Here is a 15,439-nt window from a genome sequence, read left to right on the forward strand (position 1 = left end):
GGGCCGGCGAAAGAGCGGCCGGCAGGCTGACCCCAGCCTGGTAGTTGACCATTTCGTCCCTGTTGCAGGGGCATGTCCCGAGCGGAAATTCTGACCTTGACAACGTGAGCGGGCTGCCATCAACTAGTCGGATGAGCGATCCGGCCGTCGACGCGTCACGGCCGGGGGCCGATTCCGTCTCCCCGGCGGGGCTGGCCCTGGACCGTCTCGCCGATCATCTGGCAACGCACCGACCCGAGCTGGCCGTCGGGCCGCTGCGTGCCACGCTGATCGCGGGCGGCAAGTCCAACCTCACCTACCTGCTGCGCCTCGGCGACCGCGAGGTGGTGCTGCGGCGTCCCCCGCTGGGCCACGTGCTGGCGACCGCGCACGACATGGCGCGCGAGTTCCGGGTCATCTCGGCACTGGCGCCGACCGATGTGCCGGTCCCGGGCGCGCTGCTGCTCTGCACCGACCCCGAGGTGATCGGCGCGCCGTTCTACCTCATGGAGCGGATGCCCGGCGAGGTGTTCCGCACCCGTGCGCAGACCGACCCGCTGGGCGACGAGCGCCGCCGCGCCCTCGCCATGGCGATGATGGACACGCTCGCCGCGCTGCACGGCGTCGACCCGTCCAGCGTCGGGTTGGCTGACTTCGGCCGCCCCGAGGGCTACCTCGCCCGGCAGGTCCGCCGCTGGGCCGGGCAGCTCGACCGTTCCCGCAGCCGCCCACTGCCCGGCATCGACGAGCTGCGTGACCTGCTCGCGGCGACCGCCCCGGAGGGCGCGAACGCCGGCCGGATCGTGCACGGCGACTACCGGCTGGACAACCTCCTCGCCTCGGCGGACCCGGTCGCCGTGCACGCGGTGCTCGACTGGGAGATGGCCACCCTCGGCGACCCCCTCGCCGACCTGGGGCTGCTACTGACGTACTGGGACGTGCTCGGCGGCAGCGACACCGCCGCGGGCAACCCCGTCGCCGACGGGCTCGGCCCGCGCGCCGGCTTCCCCACCGGCAGCGAGCTGATCGACAGGTACGCCGGCCGCAGCGATGTCGACGTCGGGCCGCTGCACTGGCACGTGGCGCTGGGCTGTTTCAAGCTCGCTGTCATCTGCGAGGGCATCCACTACCGCCACACGCTCGGGCAGACGCTCGGCGAGGGCTTCGACCGGATCGGCGAGATGGTGGCACCGCTGGTCGCGCACGGGCTGACCGCCGCCAGGGAGCGGTGATGGACTTCTCATACGACAGCCGGACCGAGGAACTGCGCGCCGAGCTGACCCGGTTCCTGACCGAGCACGTCTACCCGGCCGAGGCCGTGCACGCCGAGCAGGTGGCCGCCGGGGACCCGTGGTCGCGTACCCCGGTGTTGGGCGAGCTGAAGGCGGAGGCCCGCAAACGCGGCCTGTGGAACCTCTTCCTGCCCGACCCGCGCTACGGCGCCGGCCTCACCAACCTCCAGTACGCCCCCCTGGCCGAGCTGACCGGGCGCAGCCCGCACCTCGCGCCGGAGGCTGTCAACTGCGCGGCACCGGACACCGGCAACATGGAACTGCTGGCCGAGTTCGGTTCGGAGGCGCAGCAGCAGCGCTGGCTGATGCCGCTGCTGGAGGGTGAGATCCGTTCGGCGTTCTGCATGACCGAGCCCGACGTCGCGTCCTCCGACGCCACAAACATCGCCACCCGGATCACCCGCGACGGCGACGAGTACGTGATCAACGGACGCAAGTGGTGGTCGTCCGGGGCCATGGACCCGCGCTGCGAGATCTTCATCGTGATGGGCAAGACCGACCCCACCGCCGACCGGCACCGCCAGCAGAGCATGGTGCTGGTCCCCCGGGACACCCCAGGGGTGACAGTACGCCGGGGCATGACCGTCTTCGGTTACACCGACGGTTCACACGGCGGGCACGCCGAGATCGACTTCACCGACGTCCGGGTGCCCGCGGAGAACCTGATCGGCGCCGAGGGCACCGGCTTCGCCATCGCCCAGGCTCGGCTGGGGCCGGGCCGGATCCACCACTGCATGCGATTGATCGGAATGGCTGAGCGGGCATTGGAGCTGCTCTGCCGCCGCGCCAACGAACGGATCGCGTTCGGCCGACCGCTGGCCGAGCAGGGCGTCGTCCGGGAGTGGATCGCCGAGTCCCGGGTCCGCATCGAGCAGGCCCGGCTGCTGGTACTCAAGACGGCCTGGCTGATGGACACCGTCGGCAACAAGGGCGCGCACACCGAGATCCAGGCCATCAAGATCGGCACGCCGGCGATGGCGGAGTGGGTGATCGACAAGGCCATCCAGGGCTACGGCGGCGCCGGTGTCAGCCAGGACACGCCACTGGCCGCTCTCTGGGCGCAGACCCGCACCCTGCGCCTCGCCGACGGTCCCGACGAGGTGCACCGCAACTCCCTGGCCAAACGCGAACTCCGCCGCTGGGCCCCCTAACCCGGCCCCACCCCCACCCCCACCCCCTCACCCCCTCACCCCAACCGGGGGAAGGTCCGGGGGTGCCCGGGGGCGGGGGGGGTACTGGGGTTAGGCGGAGGCTCGGTGGACCAGTTGGGTGTCCAGGAGGATGTGGGAGGCGGGTAGCTCCTCGCCACGGATCCGGGCCACCAGCAGGCGGGCCATCTGCCGGCCCATCTCCTCCACCGGCTGGAAGACAGTGGTCAACGGCGGCTCCGCCCGCAGGGCGATCGTCGCGTCGTCGAAGCCGATCACCGCGACGTCCTGCGGCACGCGCCGGCCGGCCTCGCGCAGGGTACGCAGCGCACCGAACGCCATGAGGTCGGAGGCGACGAAGACCGCGTCCAGGTCCGGGCAGGTGTCCAGCAGGCGACGCATGGCGGCCGCCCCGCTGCCCTCGCTGAAGTCGCCGTACGCGATCAGGTCGGGGTTGACGCCGGCCCCGGTGGCCTTGACCGCCTCGGTGTAGCCGGTCAACCGGGCCAGGCCGACGCCCATGTCCTGCGTACCGGCGATGGTGGCGATGCGTCGCCGCCCCTGCCGCGCCAGGTACTCCACCGCCTGCCGGGCCCCGCCAACGTTGTCCACGTCGACAAACCAGGCCGGTTGGGCGCCCGGTTGCAGCATCCGGGCGGGCCGACCGCCGAGCACTGCCGGCAGGCCGCGCTCCTCCAGCAGCGTCGGCAACGGGTCGGAGTCGTGCAACGACAGCAGGAGTACGCCGTCGACGTGCTGGTTGGTGAGGTGGTGCTCGACCCGCTCCCGTTCCACCGGCGACTGGGCCATGGCCAGCCAGAGCTGCATCGGCGTCTCCAACAGCCCGGAGCTGATCCCCCGCACGATCGCGGCGAAGAACGGCTCGGTGAAGACCCGCTCGCCGGATTCGGACACCACCAGCGCGACGGAGTCGGTCCGCTGGGTGACGAGCGCTCGGGCGGCCCGGTTCGGCACGTACCCCAGCTCCGCGATGGCCTGTTGGACAGCGGCCCGGGCCTCCGGGCTGACCTGGGGCGAGCCGTTGACCACGCGGGAGACCGTGCCCCGACCGACGCCGGCACGCGCCGCGACCGCGTCGAGGGTCGGGCGCCCGAGCGACCGGGTGCGCTGCGTTGTCATCGTCTGCTCCTCCGACGGCGGGCGGACCCGGCGCCACCTGCGAGAGGCGGACGCCGGGGCCGTCCTGATGGCTGGCCCGAGCCTATTGTGCGGCCAGACCGTTGCGCCGGATCACCGAGGCGTACCACTTGGCGCTGGACTTGGGGGTGCGGACCTGGCTGTCGTAGTCGACGTGGATCATGCCGAACCGCTTGGTGTAACCCCAGGCCCATTCGAAATTATCCATCAGCGACCAGGCAAAGTATCCCCGCAGAGGCACGCCAGCGTCGATCGCCTCGTGGGCGGCGCGCAGGTGGGCGTCGAAGTAGCCCAGCCGGTCGACGTCGTCGACCTGCCCGTCGACCACCGAGTCGACGAACGCGGAGCCGTTTTCGGTGACGTACAGGGGCAGGTCGGTGTAGCCGCTCACCCGGCGCAGCGTCTCGGTCAGGCCCGGGGCGTCGATCTCCCAGCCCATGTCGGTGACCGGAACGCCACGGGTGACGAACCGGACATCCTCGCTGCCCGGCCAGCACGAGGGGGCCGGGTCGGCCTCCACGCCCTCGACCGGCGCGGCGACCACGTGCCGGCTGTAGTAGTTGACCCCGACCAGATCCAGCGGCGTGGAGATGGTCGCCAGGTCGCCATCGCGCACGTGCTCGAAGTCGGTCACCGTGCTGAGGTCGGCCACCAGGTCCTCCGGGTACGACCCGCGCAGCAGCGGATCCAGGAAGAACCGGTTGGCCAAGCCGTCGATCCGCCTGGCGGCGTCGGAGTCGGCGGGACTGTCACTGGCCGGGTCGACCGGGTAGAGGTTGACCGTCACGCCCACCTCGGCCGCCGGCCGGGCGGCCCGCAGTGCCTGCACGGCCAGGCCGTGGCCGAGCATCAGGTGGTGTCCGGCACGCACCGCGTCCGCTCCGTTGGTGCGGCCGGGGGCGTGCACACCGGAGCCGTAGCCGAGGAACGCTGAGCACCACGGCTCGTTCAGCGTGGTCCAGTAGCGCACCCGGTCACCGAGCGCGTCGGCCACCAGCGTCGTGTAGTCGGCGAAACGGGCCGCGGTGTCCCGCGCCGGCCAGCCGCCGGCGTCTTCCAGCGGCTGCGGCAGGTCCCAGTGGTAGAGGGTGAGCCACGGCTCGATGCCATTGGCCAGCAGCTCGTCCACCAGCCGCCGGTAGAAGTCCAGGCCACCCGGGTTGGCCGCGCCGGTGCCGGCAGGCTGCACGCGGGACCAGGAGACCGAGAAACGGTACGACTTCAGGCCCAGCTCGGCCATCAGCGCGACGTCGTCGCCGAGACGGTGGTAGTGGTCGCACGCGACGTCCCCGGTGTGCCCGGCGACGACCCGACCCTCGGTGTGGCTGAAGGTGTCCCAGATCGACGGGGCACGGCCGTCCACAGCCGCCGCTCCCTCGATCTGGTACGCCGCCGTCGCGGCCCCCCAGAGGAATCCGGGTGGAAAGGTCAGCCCGGGGCGCTCGTCGAGGACGTCGACGGCGGGTGGGCTGGCGGGGTTGCTCACGACTTGACGGCACCTTCCATGATCCCGCCGATGATCTGGCGGCCGAACACGAGAAAGACGATTACCAGGGGGATGGTGCCGATCGCCGTGGCGGCGAACACCTGGGAGTAGTCGGTGTAGTAGGCGTACGAGAGGAAGGAGAGCGAGACCTGGAGGGTCGGGTTCTCCGGAGTGAGGATGGCGTACGGCCAGAGGAACGAGTTCCAGGTCTCCATGAAGGTCAGCAGACCGAGGACACCGGCGGCGGGACGCAGCGCGGGCAGCACGATGCTCCAGTAGATCCGGAACGTGCTCGCACCGTCGACGCGGCCGGCCTCGATCAGCTCGTCGGAGATCGCCTGGCTGGCGTACTGCCGCATCATGAACACGCCGAAGGCGGTGACCAGGAACGGCACGGTGACGGCGTAGAGGGTGTCGTACCACCCCAGGTCCTGCATCATGCCCCAGAGCGGGATGAGCCCCATCTGGGTCGGGATCATCATGGTGACGATGATCGCCAGCAGGAGGGCGTTACTGCCGCGGAACTTCAGCTTGGCGAAGGCGAACCCGGCCAGTGAACCGGTGAGCACCACCGACAGGGTGACCACCGAGGAGACGATGATCGAGTTCATCATGCCGGTGAGGAAGTTGGCGGCGTCGTTGTCGAGCACCCGCCCGAAGTTGTCACCGAACGCGCCACCGGGTGTGAGCGGCGGCGGCACGTCGTTGATGTTGTCCAGGCTGCGACTGCCGATCACCAGCATGTAGTAGAACGGGTAGATCGACAGCAGCGCCGCCAGGACGAGCGCCAGGTAGGTCAGTGGGCTGGTGCGCCACAGGCGCTGGGAAGCCGAGATCATCGATCTCTCCTCACTTCGCCGAGCGGCGGACGAGTAGGAAGTTGAACAGCGACACCACGATGATGATCATGAAGATCGCCCAGGCGACCGCGGCTCCATAGCCGGCGGTGTTCAGGTTCACGATTCCCATCTCGTACATGTACATGGCCAGCGTCTGGAACTCCCGCTGGTTGCCGCCGATGATGTTGCCGTTGCCGAAGAGCAGGGGCTCGGTGAAGAGCTGCATGCCGCCGATCGTGGACAGGATCACCACGAAAATGAAGGTCGGCTTGAGCATGGGCAGGGTGATCTGCCAGAACTGTCGCCACGGACTGGCGCCGTCGATCTCCGCGGCCTCGTAGAGGTCCTTCGGGATCGCCTGCATGCCGGCGAGCAGGATCAGGGTGTTGTACCCGGTCCACCGCCAGTTGACCATGGAGGAGATGGCCGTCCAGGAACTCCACCGGTGCCCGTCCCAGTCGACCGGGTCGACACCGACGAAGCTGAGCAGCCAGTTGAACAGGCCGAACTCCCGCTGGAACAACATCCCGAAGACGATCGCGACCGCGGCCACCGACACCACGTTCGGCATGAAGATGGCCATCCGGAAGAAGGTCTTGGCGCGCAGGAGGGTCCGGTTGAGCAGGTTCGCCAGGAAGAGTGCGAGCAACAACTGCGGGATGGTCGACAGGGCGAAGATGCCGAACGTGTTGACCAGCGCGTTCCAGAAGTACTCGTCGGAGAACAGCCGGGTGTAGTTGTCGAAACCGATGAACGTGTGCTCGCCGATCATGTCCCAGTCGTGCAGCGACATCCAGGCGGTACGCAGCATCGGGTACAGCCCGAATATGCCGAAGATCAGGAAGAACGGGGCGATGTAGAGGTACGGCGAGTACTTGACATCGAGGCGGTTGAGTAACCTTCCCCGTCGACGTCGGCGATCGACGTCGGGAGAAGGCGGTGCTGCTGGCGACGGCCGTGCCGTCGTGGCCGACAGGCTCATGCGAATTTCCTTTTCCGGCGAGGCCCGGGGGCCCTCGCGCAGGGCGCTACGCGGAGGGGACCGGCCGGTGGCGTCCGGGAAACCCCGAACGCCACCGGCAGGGAATCACTCAGAAGGCACCCTGAGTCTTGGCGTCCTTCGTGAACTGCTCCCAGGCCTTCGCCTTGTCGGCCTGCCCGTTCTCGAACGCCCGCAGGGCCGGCTCGAGTGCGTTCTCCTTGACCGCCTGGTGCTTCGGACCCAGGTGGGTCGGCTGGATCTTGGCGACGCTCTCCCCGAAGATCTTGCCGGTCGGCGCGTTGCTGAAGTACTCGTTGGTGTAGCTGATGAACGCGTCGTTCTTCAGCGCCTCCAGGTTCGTCGGCAGCGGGCCCTTGAGCTTGAATGCCTCGACCTGGCTCTTCGCGTTGGTCAGGTACTCGGCGAGCTTCGCCGCCTCCTTCGGGTACTTGCTCTGCGCCGGAACCGCGAGCCACGAGCCGCCCCAGTTACCGCCGCCGCCCGGCACGGACGCGACATCCCACTTGCCCTTGTTGGCCGGACCGGAGTTGTCCGACACGATGCCGAGCATCCAGGACGGGCAGAAGGTGGCCGCGAAGGTGCCCTGCTTGAAGCCACCAGACCACTCCGGCGACCAGGTGGACGCCTTGGCGGAGATGTCCGCCATCGAGGTGGCGGTGTCCCAGGCGTTCTTCACCGCGGGGCTGGTGTCCGCGATGATGTTGTCTTCCTTGTCATAGAACAGGTCACCGTTGCCCTGGAAGAGCACACCGTTGGAGACGGCGGTGATCGAGTCGATGAACGCCTTGCCGCCGGTGCCCTGCTTGTACTTCAGACCGGCGTCGTGGAAGCCCTTCCAGTCCGGCCAGAGCGCCGACACCTGGTCGCGCTCGGTGGGCAGGCCGGCCGCCTGGAACAGGTCCTTGCGGTAGCAGACGGCGAGGCTGCCGACGTCGGTCGGCAGGCCGATCAGCCGACCGTCCGGTGCCTTGCCCAGCTCCCACTTCCAGGGCAGGTATTCCTTGGAGTGGTCGGCGACCAGCGGGGTGAGGTCGGCCCAGTTACGCGCGTTGGGCTTGAACTCGTTGAGGATGCCCTCTTCCAGTGCGGTGACGTCCGCCGCGCCCTTGCCGGTGGCCAGGTAGCGGACCAGCTTCGGCCGGTACTCACCGAGCTGTGCGGTCTTGCGCAGCTCGACCTTGATGCCGGTGTCCTTCTCGTACTGCTTGACGAGCTCGTCGTAGCCCATCTCGCCGAAGGTGTCGACGACCAGCTTGGCGGGCTTCTCGCCGGCCGCCGGCTTGTCGTCGTCGTTGCCGCAGGCTGCGAGACCGCTGACCGCGGTGATCGCGGCCAGGGCAGCGGCCGCCAGGCGGGTACGCCGCGTGGTGACACTCATTCGCTGACCCCTCTTTCCGGTGGTGAGGCTGATGTGTGTGGTGGGGGTTGCTCATCGCGCCGGGCCGGGGTCCGTGAGTGACACACACCACCTCCGGGAGCGCTCCCATGAGATTGCCGGCGGGTAACGGGAGTGTCAATAGGACGTTGGGAGCGTTCCCAGATCGTTACCGCTCACCACTCCCACCGCACCCACCCCAACCACACCCCCCGCCCCACCTCGGTGATCAAGAGGTTTCGGTCAGGAAAGGTGGCGTTGCTGACGCAAACTTCTTGATCAACAACACCGGGCCCCGGAGGGGCCGGGCGGGGGCGGTCAGCAGAAGTGGCGGAGGAGGGTGGTTGCGCGGGTGGGGTCGAACCGGGACGGGTCGAAGGTCGGACCCACCCAGTCGCGCAGCATCGCGTGGCGGGAACTGACGGGGTCGGCCGTGGCGTCCTGGTCGTCCAGGGCTTCCAGGAGCGACTGGTAGCCCAACGGCCCGCCGACACCCTCCGGCGGGCAGGCCCGCTCGCCGGCCAGGCAGACCGGGTACCGCTCGTCGGGGTCGGCGGTCAACGCGTCCTCCACGACCAGGTCGTGCTCCCACCAGTCGCCGAAGTCGTACGTGTAGGAGAACCGGCTGCCCTTACCGAGCACCGCGTCGAGCCGCACGTCCAGCTCGTCGTGCAACGCCAACTCCCCGTCCGGATCCGGCTCGCCGTACTGCATCGCGTCGATCTCGAACGAGTGCAGGTGGCAGTCCCGCCAACCCATCGTGTGCTGCACCACCCGGTGTAGCCGGTCCAGCGTGTAGCCGGCCGGCACGAGCACCCGGCGCCACACCGGCGGGCGGCTCCCGGCGAGGGACATCTTCAGCTGGAAGATCTGACGCGACATGCTGTCCTGTCCTCCCGCGGCTTAGGCTGCGAGCATGATCTGCCGAGCGTGCCGGGCCCGGCGACACGACGACTGCCCGGGCCGGAACTGGTGCGACTGTCAGCACCGTACCGCCGAACCCACCCCTCCGGTCACCGGTCCGGCCGGCGAATGACCGTCGGAATTCCGATCCGACGGCTCTGGCCGGAGCCGTCGACGCAGCCGCTCGACGACGCTGCGCTGACCGCCCACTACGGCCGCGCCGACGAGCCCCGACTACGGGTGAACTTCGTGGCCAGCCTGGACGGCGCGGTCACCGTGGACGGCTACTCCGCCGGCCTCTCCGGCGAGCCCGACAAGCGGGTGTTCGGCCTGCTGCGGATGACCTGCGACGCCCTGGTGGTGGCCGCCGGCACACTCCGCCACGAGGAGTACCGGGCGGTCCGGCTCAACGAGCGCCGCCGTGACTGGCGTCGCGACAACGGGCTGGCCGAGTACCCGACGCTTGTGGTCGTCTCCGGTTCGCTCGACCTGGATCCGGCGCAGGCCGCCTTCGCCGACGCGCCGACCCGCCCTGTGGTGCTCACCCATGCCGACGCCAATCCGCCGCCCGGGCTGACCGACGTCGCCGACGTGCTGCGCTGCGGCGCCGAGCGGGTCGACCTGGCCGCCGGTCTGGCCGAGCTGCACCGCCGCGGGCTCACCCAACTGCTCTGCGAGGGTGGCCCGCACCTGTTCGGCGCGCTCACCGCCGCCGACCTGGTGGACGAGCTGTGCCTCACCGTCTCGCCGCTGCTGGCCGGGCCCGGACCGGGTCGGATCACCGCTGGCGACGCCGCGCCGCCCCGGCACCTGCCACTACGCCACGTGCTCGCCGCCGAGGACGGTGTCCTCCTGCTCCGCCACGCCCGTCCATAAATATCAGTCGATGAGCACCGCTCCGGGAGCCCATGGGATCTGGTATCGCCGGCCGTCCTCGGTGCTCGCCCAGACCTGCACCTCTTCGTACGGCTCGGCGGCGACCACCTCGACCACCGCGCCCCGCGGCGCCGCGCCGAGCGGATGCGGCACGCCGTTGGCGACGACCTCGACGGTACGCCCCCGAGGCGCCTGGACCAGGACGTAGAGCCGACCGCCGGAGCGACGGGCCACGGCAACGCCCAGCCCACTGCCGGCTGATCGGACAGCCGCGCAGACCGCGTCACCGTCGACGCAGGCCAGGTCGTACGAGAGATGGTCGAGCAACCGGCGCGGTTCGCCCACGTCCGGGGCGGTCAGAACCTCGACCGCCTGTCCCCCGGCGGCCCGCTCCTCGGCGCGTGGTTCGCGCCGGACCAGCACGAGCGTCTCCGTACCGACCCTGCCGACCGCCACGACCTGCGCCTGCGTCACCGGTCGACCGTCGGGTCCGACGATCCCGGCCGGAACCTCGACAGCGGCGATCGGCCCGGTGCCCTTGTCCTCGCCACCGGCCGGCCCCAACTGCGGGAGCACAAGCGCCCCGGCGGCCACCACCACAGCCGCCGTGCCGGCGGACAGCAGCAGACGCCGACGGCGACGCGCCCGGCTTCTCGTGACGACCCGTCGGGCGAGACCGGGTGGCAGCTCCACTGTCGCGACGGCGTGGTCGAGCAGGGCGGCCACCTCGTTGTCACGCATGGTTCTCCTCCGCGAGGTCGAGGTCGAGTGGGGTAACACCGGATGCCTCCAGTCGGGCCCGCAGGCGGTGCAGACCACGGGAGGCCTGGCTCTTCACCGCGCCGAAGTCGTCATTCATCCGTGCTCCATGCCTAGGTAACGCGATCGGCGCCCAGGGGGTTGAGTCCGGTCCTCGCGCGGTGCACGCCTACACGACTCCCGCCCACCTCGTGCGCTCGGCCGAGCACTCAGCGTCATGAGTGTGACGGCGCATGGTGTCGTCCGCCGCGTCGCATGGCGACCTGTCGTACTCCTCGGGCAGGATGCAGGGCATGCGCGCCGACCGTGATGCCCGACCGACCCGAGCCGCCCGATGACCGACGCCGAGCTCGACAGCCCGGGCGCGGTGGTCGGGCGGGTGCTGGGCACCGCCGACGCCACCCCGTTGCAGTTCTGGACGGCCGTGGCGCCCGGCAGTTACCTCCAGCTCGACGACGTGGTGGTCACGCGACGGGAGCTGCCGGACCGGGAGCCGGTGACGATCGCCGGGGTGGTCACCCAGGTCCGCGCTCGGCACGAGGGCGCCCAGTTCGAGTCCGACGTGTTCGCCATCGCCGACGGCACGCTGCCCGCGCAGGTGCAGGAGGCGGCCGAGGTCACCACCACCCGGGTCGATCCCGAGCTGTACGTGCCGCCGACCCCGGGCGCGGTGGTGCACCGGGCCGAGGGGGACGCCCGGGCCCGCGCGCTGCACTTCGACCGGATGGAGCGGCGCATCCCGATGGGGATGGGTCGCGACGGGGTCCCCGTCTACCTCAACGCCGACTTTCTCGACGGCAGTCGGGGTGCGCACGTCTCCATCTCCGGCATCTCCGGGGTGGCCACCAAGACCAGCTTCGCCACCTTCCTGCTCTACTCGGTGTTCCGCTCCGGCGTGCTGGGCGGCGACGCGGTCAACGCCAAGGCGCTGATCTTCAACGTCAAGGGTGAGGATCTGCTCTTCCTGGACCACCCCAACACCCGCCTCGACGAGCCCACCCGGGCGGCGTACGCGAAGCTCGGTTTGAGCGCCGGCGCCTTCCCCGACGTGCGGGTGTACGCCCCACCCCGGGTCGGCGACTCGGCCGGCACGCCGGATGTGAGCAGCCGGCTCACCGGGGTGGATTCGTTCTACTGGACGCTGAGCGAGTTCTGCACCGACCGCCTGCTGCCGTACGTCTTCGCCGACGCCGACGACGAGCGCCAGCAGTACACGATGGTGGTCCACTCGGTGGCCGCGCACCTGGCCCGCTACGCCCAGCCGGCCGACGGTGGGGTGAGCATCGACGGGGTTCGGCTCGGCTCCTACGGCGATCTGGTCGACCACATCGTCGATCAGCTCAACGACGACGAGACCCGCTCCGACTGGGCGGGCAGCGCGGTGGGGCTGGGCACCGTCAACGCGTTCGCCCGGCGGTTGATCGGCAGCAAGAAGGACCTGGCCCGGCTGATCCGCGGCGACCTTGCCACCCGCCGCCCCCACTCGATCAACACGAGCGAGTCGGCCCAGGTCACCGTTGTCGACCTGCACAACCTTCCGGACCGCGCGCAGCGGTTCGTGGTCGGTGTGACGCTCAAGAGCGAGTTCGAGCGCAAGGAGAAGTCCGGCACCGCCAAGCCGCTGCTCTTCGTCGTCCTCGACGAGCTCAACAAGTACGCCCCCCGGGAGGGCTCCTCGCCGATCAAGGAGGTCCTGCTCGACATCGCCGAGCGGGGCCGCTCGCTCGGGGTGATCCTGATCGGCGCGCAGCAGACGGCGAGCGAGGTGGAGCGGCGGATCGTCACCAACTCGGCGATCCGGGTGGTCGGCCGGCTCGACCCGGCCGAGGCGTCCCGCCCGGAGTACGGCTTCCTGCCGCCCGCGCAGCGCCAGCGGGCGTTGCTGGCCAAGCCGGGCACCATGTTCGTCAACCAGCCGGACATCCCGGTGCCGCTCTGCCTGGAATTCCCATTCCCGGCCTGGGCCACCCGGGTCTCCGAGGCGGGCCGGGCACCATCGGAGACGCTGCGCTCGATCACCCAGTCCGCCGACCCGTTCGCCGTGGTGGGCTCCGGCGGCGGCACCGACGACGACATCCCGTTCTAGGTAGGGCCGGCACAGGTGAGCGCGAGGAGTGAGCTTGCGAGCCCCGCAGTCGCGAACGGAAGGCCAGCACAGCCATGAAGATCCTGCACACTTCCGACTGGCACGTGGGAAAGGTGCTCAAGGGGCAGTCCCGGGCCGACGAGCACAAGGCCGTGCTGGCCGGGGTGATCGAGATCGCCCGTGCCGAACAGCCGGATCTGGTGATCGTCGCCGGTGACCTCTACGACACCGCCGCGCCCAGCTCGGAGGCGACCCGTCTGGTCACCAGGGCGTTGACGGCGTTGCGGCGGACCGGCGCGGACGTGGTGGCGATCGGCGGCAACCACGACAACGGCCCGGCGCTGGACGCGCTGCGCCCATGGGCCGATGCCGCCGGCATCACGCTGCGCGGCGGAGTGCGGGAAAATCCGGACGAGCACGTCATCGACGGCACCACCGCCGGTGGCGAGCGATGGCGGCTGGCCGCGTTGCCGTTCCTGTCCCAGCGGTACGCGGTGCGCGCGTTGGAGATGTACGAGCTGACCGCCGCGGAGACCAACCAGACGTACGCCGACCACCTGGGCCGGGTGCTGGGGCGACTGACCGAGGGTTTCACCGAACCGGACCGGGTGCACCTGGTCACCGCGCATCTGACGGTGACCGGCGCGGCCACCGGCGGTGGCGAGCGCGACGCGCACACCGTGTTGGGCTACGCCGTTCCCGCCACCGTCTTCCCGGCCACCGCGCACTACGTGGCGCTGGGTCACCTGCACCGGGCGCAGCGGGTTGCCGGCCCCTGCCCGGTGCGGTACAGCGGCAGCCCGCTCGCTGTGGACTTCGGTGAGCAGGAGAACATCCCCTCGGTGACGATGGTCGAGGTGACGGCCAGCACCGCCGCCCGGGTGCGGGAGGTGCCGGTGACGGCGGCGAGTGCGCTGCGCACGGTGCGGGGCACCCTGGCCCAGCTCGCCGAGATCGAGGCACCGGACGCGTGGCTGCGGGTGTATGTGCGGGAGCAACCCCGCGCCGGCCTGCGCGAGGAGATCCAGGAGCTGCTCCCCCGGGCCCTGGAGATCCGGATCGACCCGGAGCTGTTGGCAGCGCCGGGCAGCGGCGCGCGCATCGCCCAGCGGTCGGGGCGTTCGCCCCGGGAGTTGTTCGCCGACTACCTGGACAGCCGGGGCCACGCCGACGAGGGTGTCCGGGAGCTCTTCGACGAGCTTTTCGAGGAGGTCGAGCACTGATGCGTCCGATGCGGTTGGACATGGCCGGGTTCACGGTCTTCCGGGACGAGACCACAGTCGACTTCACCGACGCCGACTTCTTCGCGCTGATCGGCCCGACCGGTTCGGGCAAGTCGACAGTGCTGGACGCGATCTGCTTCGCCCTCTACGGCATGGTGCCCCGCTGGGGTGGCGCCCGAGGGTTGGCGAACGCGCTCGCGCCGTCGGCGACCGAGGCGCGGGTGCGGTTGGTCTTCGAGTCCGGCGGCGCCCGGTACGTGGCGACCCGGGTGGTCCGCCGGGACGGCCGGGGCAACGTGAAGACCGCGAACGCCGGGTTGCAGCTGATGCCGGCCGGCTTCGACGTGACCAAACTGGACACCGGGTTGAGCCCGGACGATCTCGGCGAGGTGGTGGCCGGCACCCCCGCCGAGATGGAGCAGGCGGTGCTGGAGGCGGTCGGGCTGCCGTACGAGCAGTTCACCAGCTGTGTGGTGCTGCCACAGGGGCAGTTCGCCGACTTCCTGCACGCCAAGCCGGCGACGCGGCAACAGATCCTGGTCAACCTGCTCGGCCTCGGCGTCTACGAGGACGTGCAGAAGAAGGCGACGGCGCGCGCCGCGCAGGCGGAGGCCCGGCTGGAGGCGGTCGATCAGGTGCTCGCCGGGTTGACCGGCGTGGACGACGAGGCGTTGGCCGAGGCCGACGCCCGGGTGGAGCGGATGGCCGAGCTGGCGGCCGCAGTGGCCGAGGCGGTGCCGGAGCTGGCTGCGGCCCGGGTCACCGCACGGGGGGCCGCGGCGGCGCTGACCGCGCTGGACGACGAGCTGACAGTGCTGACCGGGGTACGCGCGCCGGCTGGGGTGACCGCTGTCGCTCGCGCGGTCGCGGCGGCGCGGGCCGACGCCGAGGCGGCTGCGGCCGGGGTGTCGCTGGCCGAGGAGCGGGAGGACAAGCTGCGCGGTGAGCTGGCCGCCGCCGGTGACGAGAGCGCGCTGCGGCTGCAACTGCGGGCGTACGACGATCGGGATCGGTTGTCCGGCGAGGCCGACACGGTCCGGGCGACGGTGCGCGCGGCGAATGACGAGCATGCCGCCGCGGTGGCGGCGTTGGCCGCCGCACGGGTGGTCGCCGAGCGGGCCGACACCGAGCTGGAGGCGGCCTTCCGGGCGCACGAGGAGGCGAAGGCCACCGACCTGGCGGTGAGTCTGCGGGTGCACCTGCATGTCGGTGCGGCGTGCCCGGTGTGCGAGCAGCCGGTGGCCGAGGTGCCGGCGGTGCCCGCCGATTCGGCGGTGGCCGCCGCGACGGCGGCGGGCAAGGCCGCGCGGGC

14 protein-coding genes are annotated in these 15,439 nt (G+C 70.6%); 6 read left to right on the plus strand and 8 right to left on the minus strand.

Annotated elements, in window-relative coordinates; all coding sequences use genetic code 11:
- The first annotated feature begins 131 nt into the window (after positions 1–131).
- Together AB0C20_RS19815 and AB0C20_RS19820 are read left to right on the plus strand one after the other, a co-directional pair.
- Entirely contained in the window at positions 132–1,211 is a 1,080-nt protein-coding gene (locus AB0C20_RS19815) for a phosphotransferase family protein (protein WP_357182555.1), read from the plus strand.
- Complete coding sequence (locus tag AB0C20_RS19820) at positions 1,211–2,422, plus strand: acyl-CoA dehydrogenase family protein (RefSeq protein WP_357182558.1); 1,212 nt, start codon at positions 1,211–1,213, stop codon at positions 2,420–2,422. The genes AB0C20_RS19815 and AB0C20_RS19820 overlap by 1 nt, the downstream gene beginning before the upstream one ends.
- Positions 2,423–2,512: 90 nt before the next feature.
- On the opposite strand, the gene AB0C20_RS19825 is transcribed toward AB0C20_RS19820, so the two are convergent.
- From AB0C20_RS19825 to AB0C20_RS19850, 6 genes are all read right to left on the minus strand, one after another.
- On the minus strand, positions 2,513–3,559 hold the full coding sequence (locus tag AB0C20_RS19825) for a LacI family DNA-binding transcriptional regulator (protein ID WP_357182561.1): 1,047 nt from the start codon (positions 3,557–3,559) through the stop codon (positions 2,513–2,515).
- Between the two features lie 82 nt (positions 3,560–3,641).
- Positions 3,642–5,063 carry a GH1 family beta-glucosidase gene (locus AB0C20_RS19830; protein WP_357182564.1) on the minus strand — a complete coding sequence of 474 codons (1,422 nt, stop codon included), beginning with the start codon at positions 5,061–5,063 and terminating at the stop codon, positions 3,642–3,644.
- Positions 5,060–5,902 (minus strand): carbohydrate ABC transporter permease, encoded by an 843-nt coding sequence (locus tag AB0C20_RS19835; protein WP_091400707.1) that lies wholly within the window; start codon positions 5,900–5,902, stop codon positions 5,060–5,062. Before AB0C20_RS19835 ends, AB0C20_RS19830 begins: the two co-directional genes overlap by 4 nt.
- Before the next feature lie 10 nt (positions 5,903–5,912).
- Positions 5,913–6,884, minus strand: coding sequence for a sugar ABC transporter permease (locus AB0C20_RS19840; RefSeq protein ID WP_357182569.1), 972 nt, complete (start codon positions 6,882–6,884; stop codon positions 5,913–5,915).
- A gap of 109 nt (positions 6,885–6,993) precedes the next feature.
- Complete coding sequence (locus AB0C20_RS19845) at positions 6,994–8,283, minus strand: extracellular solute-binding protein (RefSeq protein ID WP_238683298.1); 1,290 nt, start codon at positions 8,281–8,283, stop codon at positions 6,994–6,996.
- 315 nt (positions 8,284–8,598) lie between these two features.
- Positions 8,599–9,162, minus strand: a complete 564-nt coding sequence (locus AB0C20_RS19850; RefSeq protein WP_357182573.1) for a plasmid pRiA4b ORF-3 family protein — start codon at positions 9,160–9,162, stop codon at positions 8,599–8,601.
- Between the two features lie 150 nt (positions 9,163–9,312).
- Between AB0C20_RS19850 and AB0C20_RS19855 the strand changes: the two genes are divergently transcribed.
- Positions 9,313–10,059 carry a pyrimidine reductase family protein gene (locus tag AB0C20_RS19855; RefSeq protein ID WP_357182576.1) on the plus strand — a complete coding sequence of 249 codons (747 nt, stop codon included), beginning with the start codon at positions 9,313–9,315 and terminating at the stop codon, positions 10,057–10,059.
- 3 nt (positions 10,060–10,062) lie between these two features.
- On the opposite strand, the gene AB0C20_RS19860 is transcribed toward AB0C20_RS19855, so the two are convergent.
- Both AB0C20_RS19860 and AB0C20_RS19865 read right to left on the minus strand, forming a co-directional pair.
- On the minus strand, positions 10,063–10,800 hold the full coding sequence (locus AB0C20_RS19860) for a hypothetical protein (protein ID WP_357182579.1): 738 nt from the start codon (positions 10,798–10,800) through the stop codon (positions 10,063–10,065).
- Complete coding sequence (locus AB0C20_RS19865; RefSeq protein ID WP_357182581.1) at positions 10,793–10,918, minus strand: hypothetical protein; 126 nt, start codon at positions 10,916–10,918, stop codon at positions 10,793–10,795. The genes AB0C20_RS19860 and AB0C20_RS19865 overlap by 8 nt, the downstream gene beginning before the upstream one ends.
- 234 nt (positions 10,919–11,152) lie before the next feature.
- Here AB0C20_RS19865 and AB0C20_RS19870 point away from each other — a divergent pair, with 234 nt between their 5' ends.
- The 3 genes from AB0C20_RS19870 to AB0C20_RS19880 form a co-directional block, all read left to right on the plus strand.
- On the plus strand, positions 11,153–12,904 hold the full coding sequence (locus AB0C20_RS19870) for an ATP-binding protein (RefSeq protein WP_357182584.1): 1,752 nt from the start codon (positions 11,153–11,155) through the stop codon (positions 12,902–12,904).
- Positions 12,905–12,978: 74 nt separating this feature from the next.
- Entirely contained in the window at positions 12,979–14,127 is a 1,149-nt protein-coding gene (locus AB0C20_RS19875) for an exonuclease SbcCD subunit D (RefSeq protein ID WP_112675573.1), read from the plus strand.
- Positions 14,127–15,439: SMC family ATPase (locus AB0C20_RS19880; protein ID WP_357568473.1), on the plus strand; the 1,313-nt coding region annotated here is incomplete at its 3' end. The genes AB0C20_RS19875 and AB0C20_RS19880, both read left to right, overlap by 1 nt.

This window comes from Micromonospora sp. NPDC048843, from assembly GCF_040649965.1.
GTDB classification, from domain to species: domain Bacteria; phylum Actinomycetota; class Actinomycetes; order Mycobacteriales; family Micromonosporaceae; genus Micromonospora; species Micromonospora hortensis.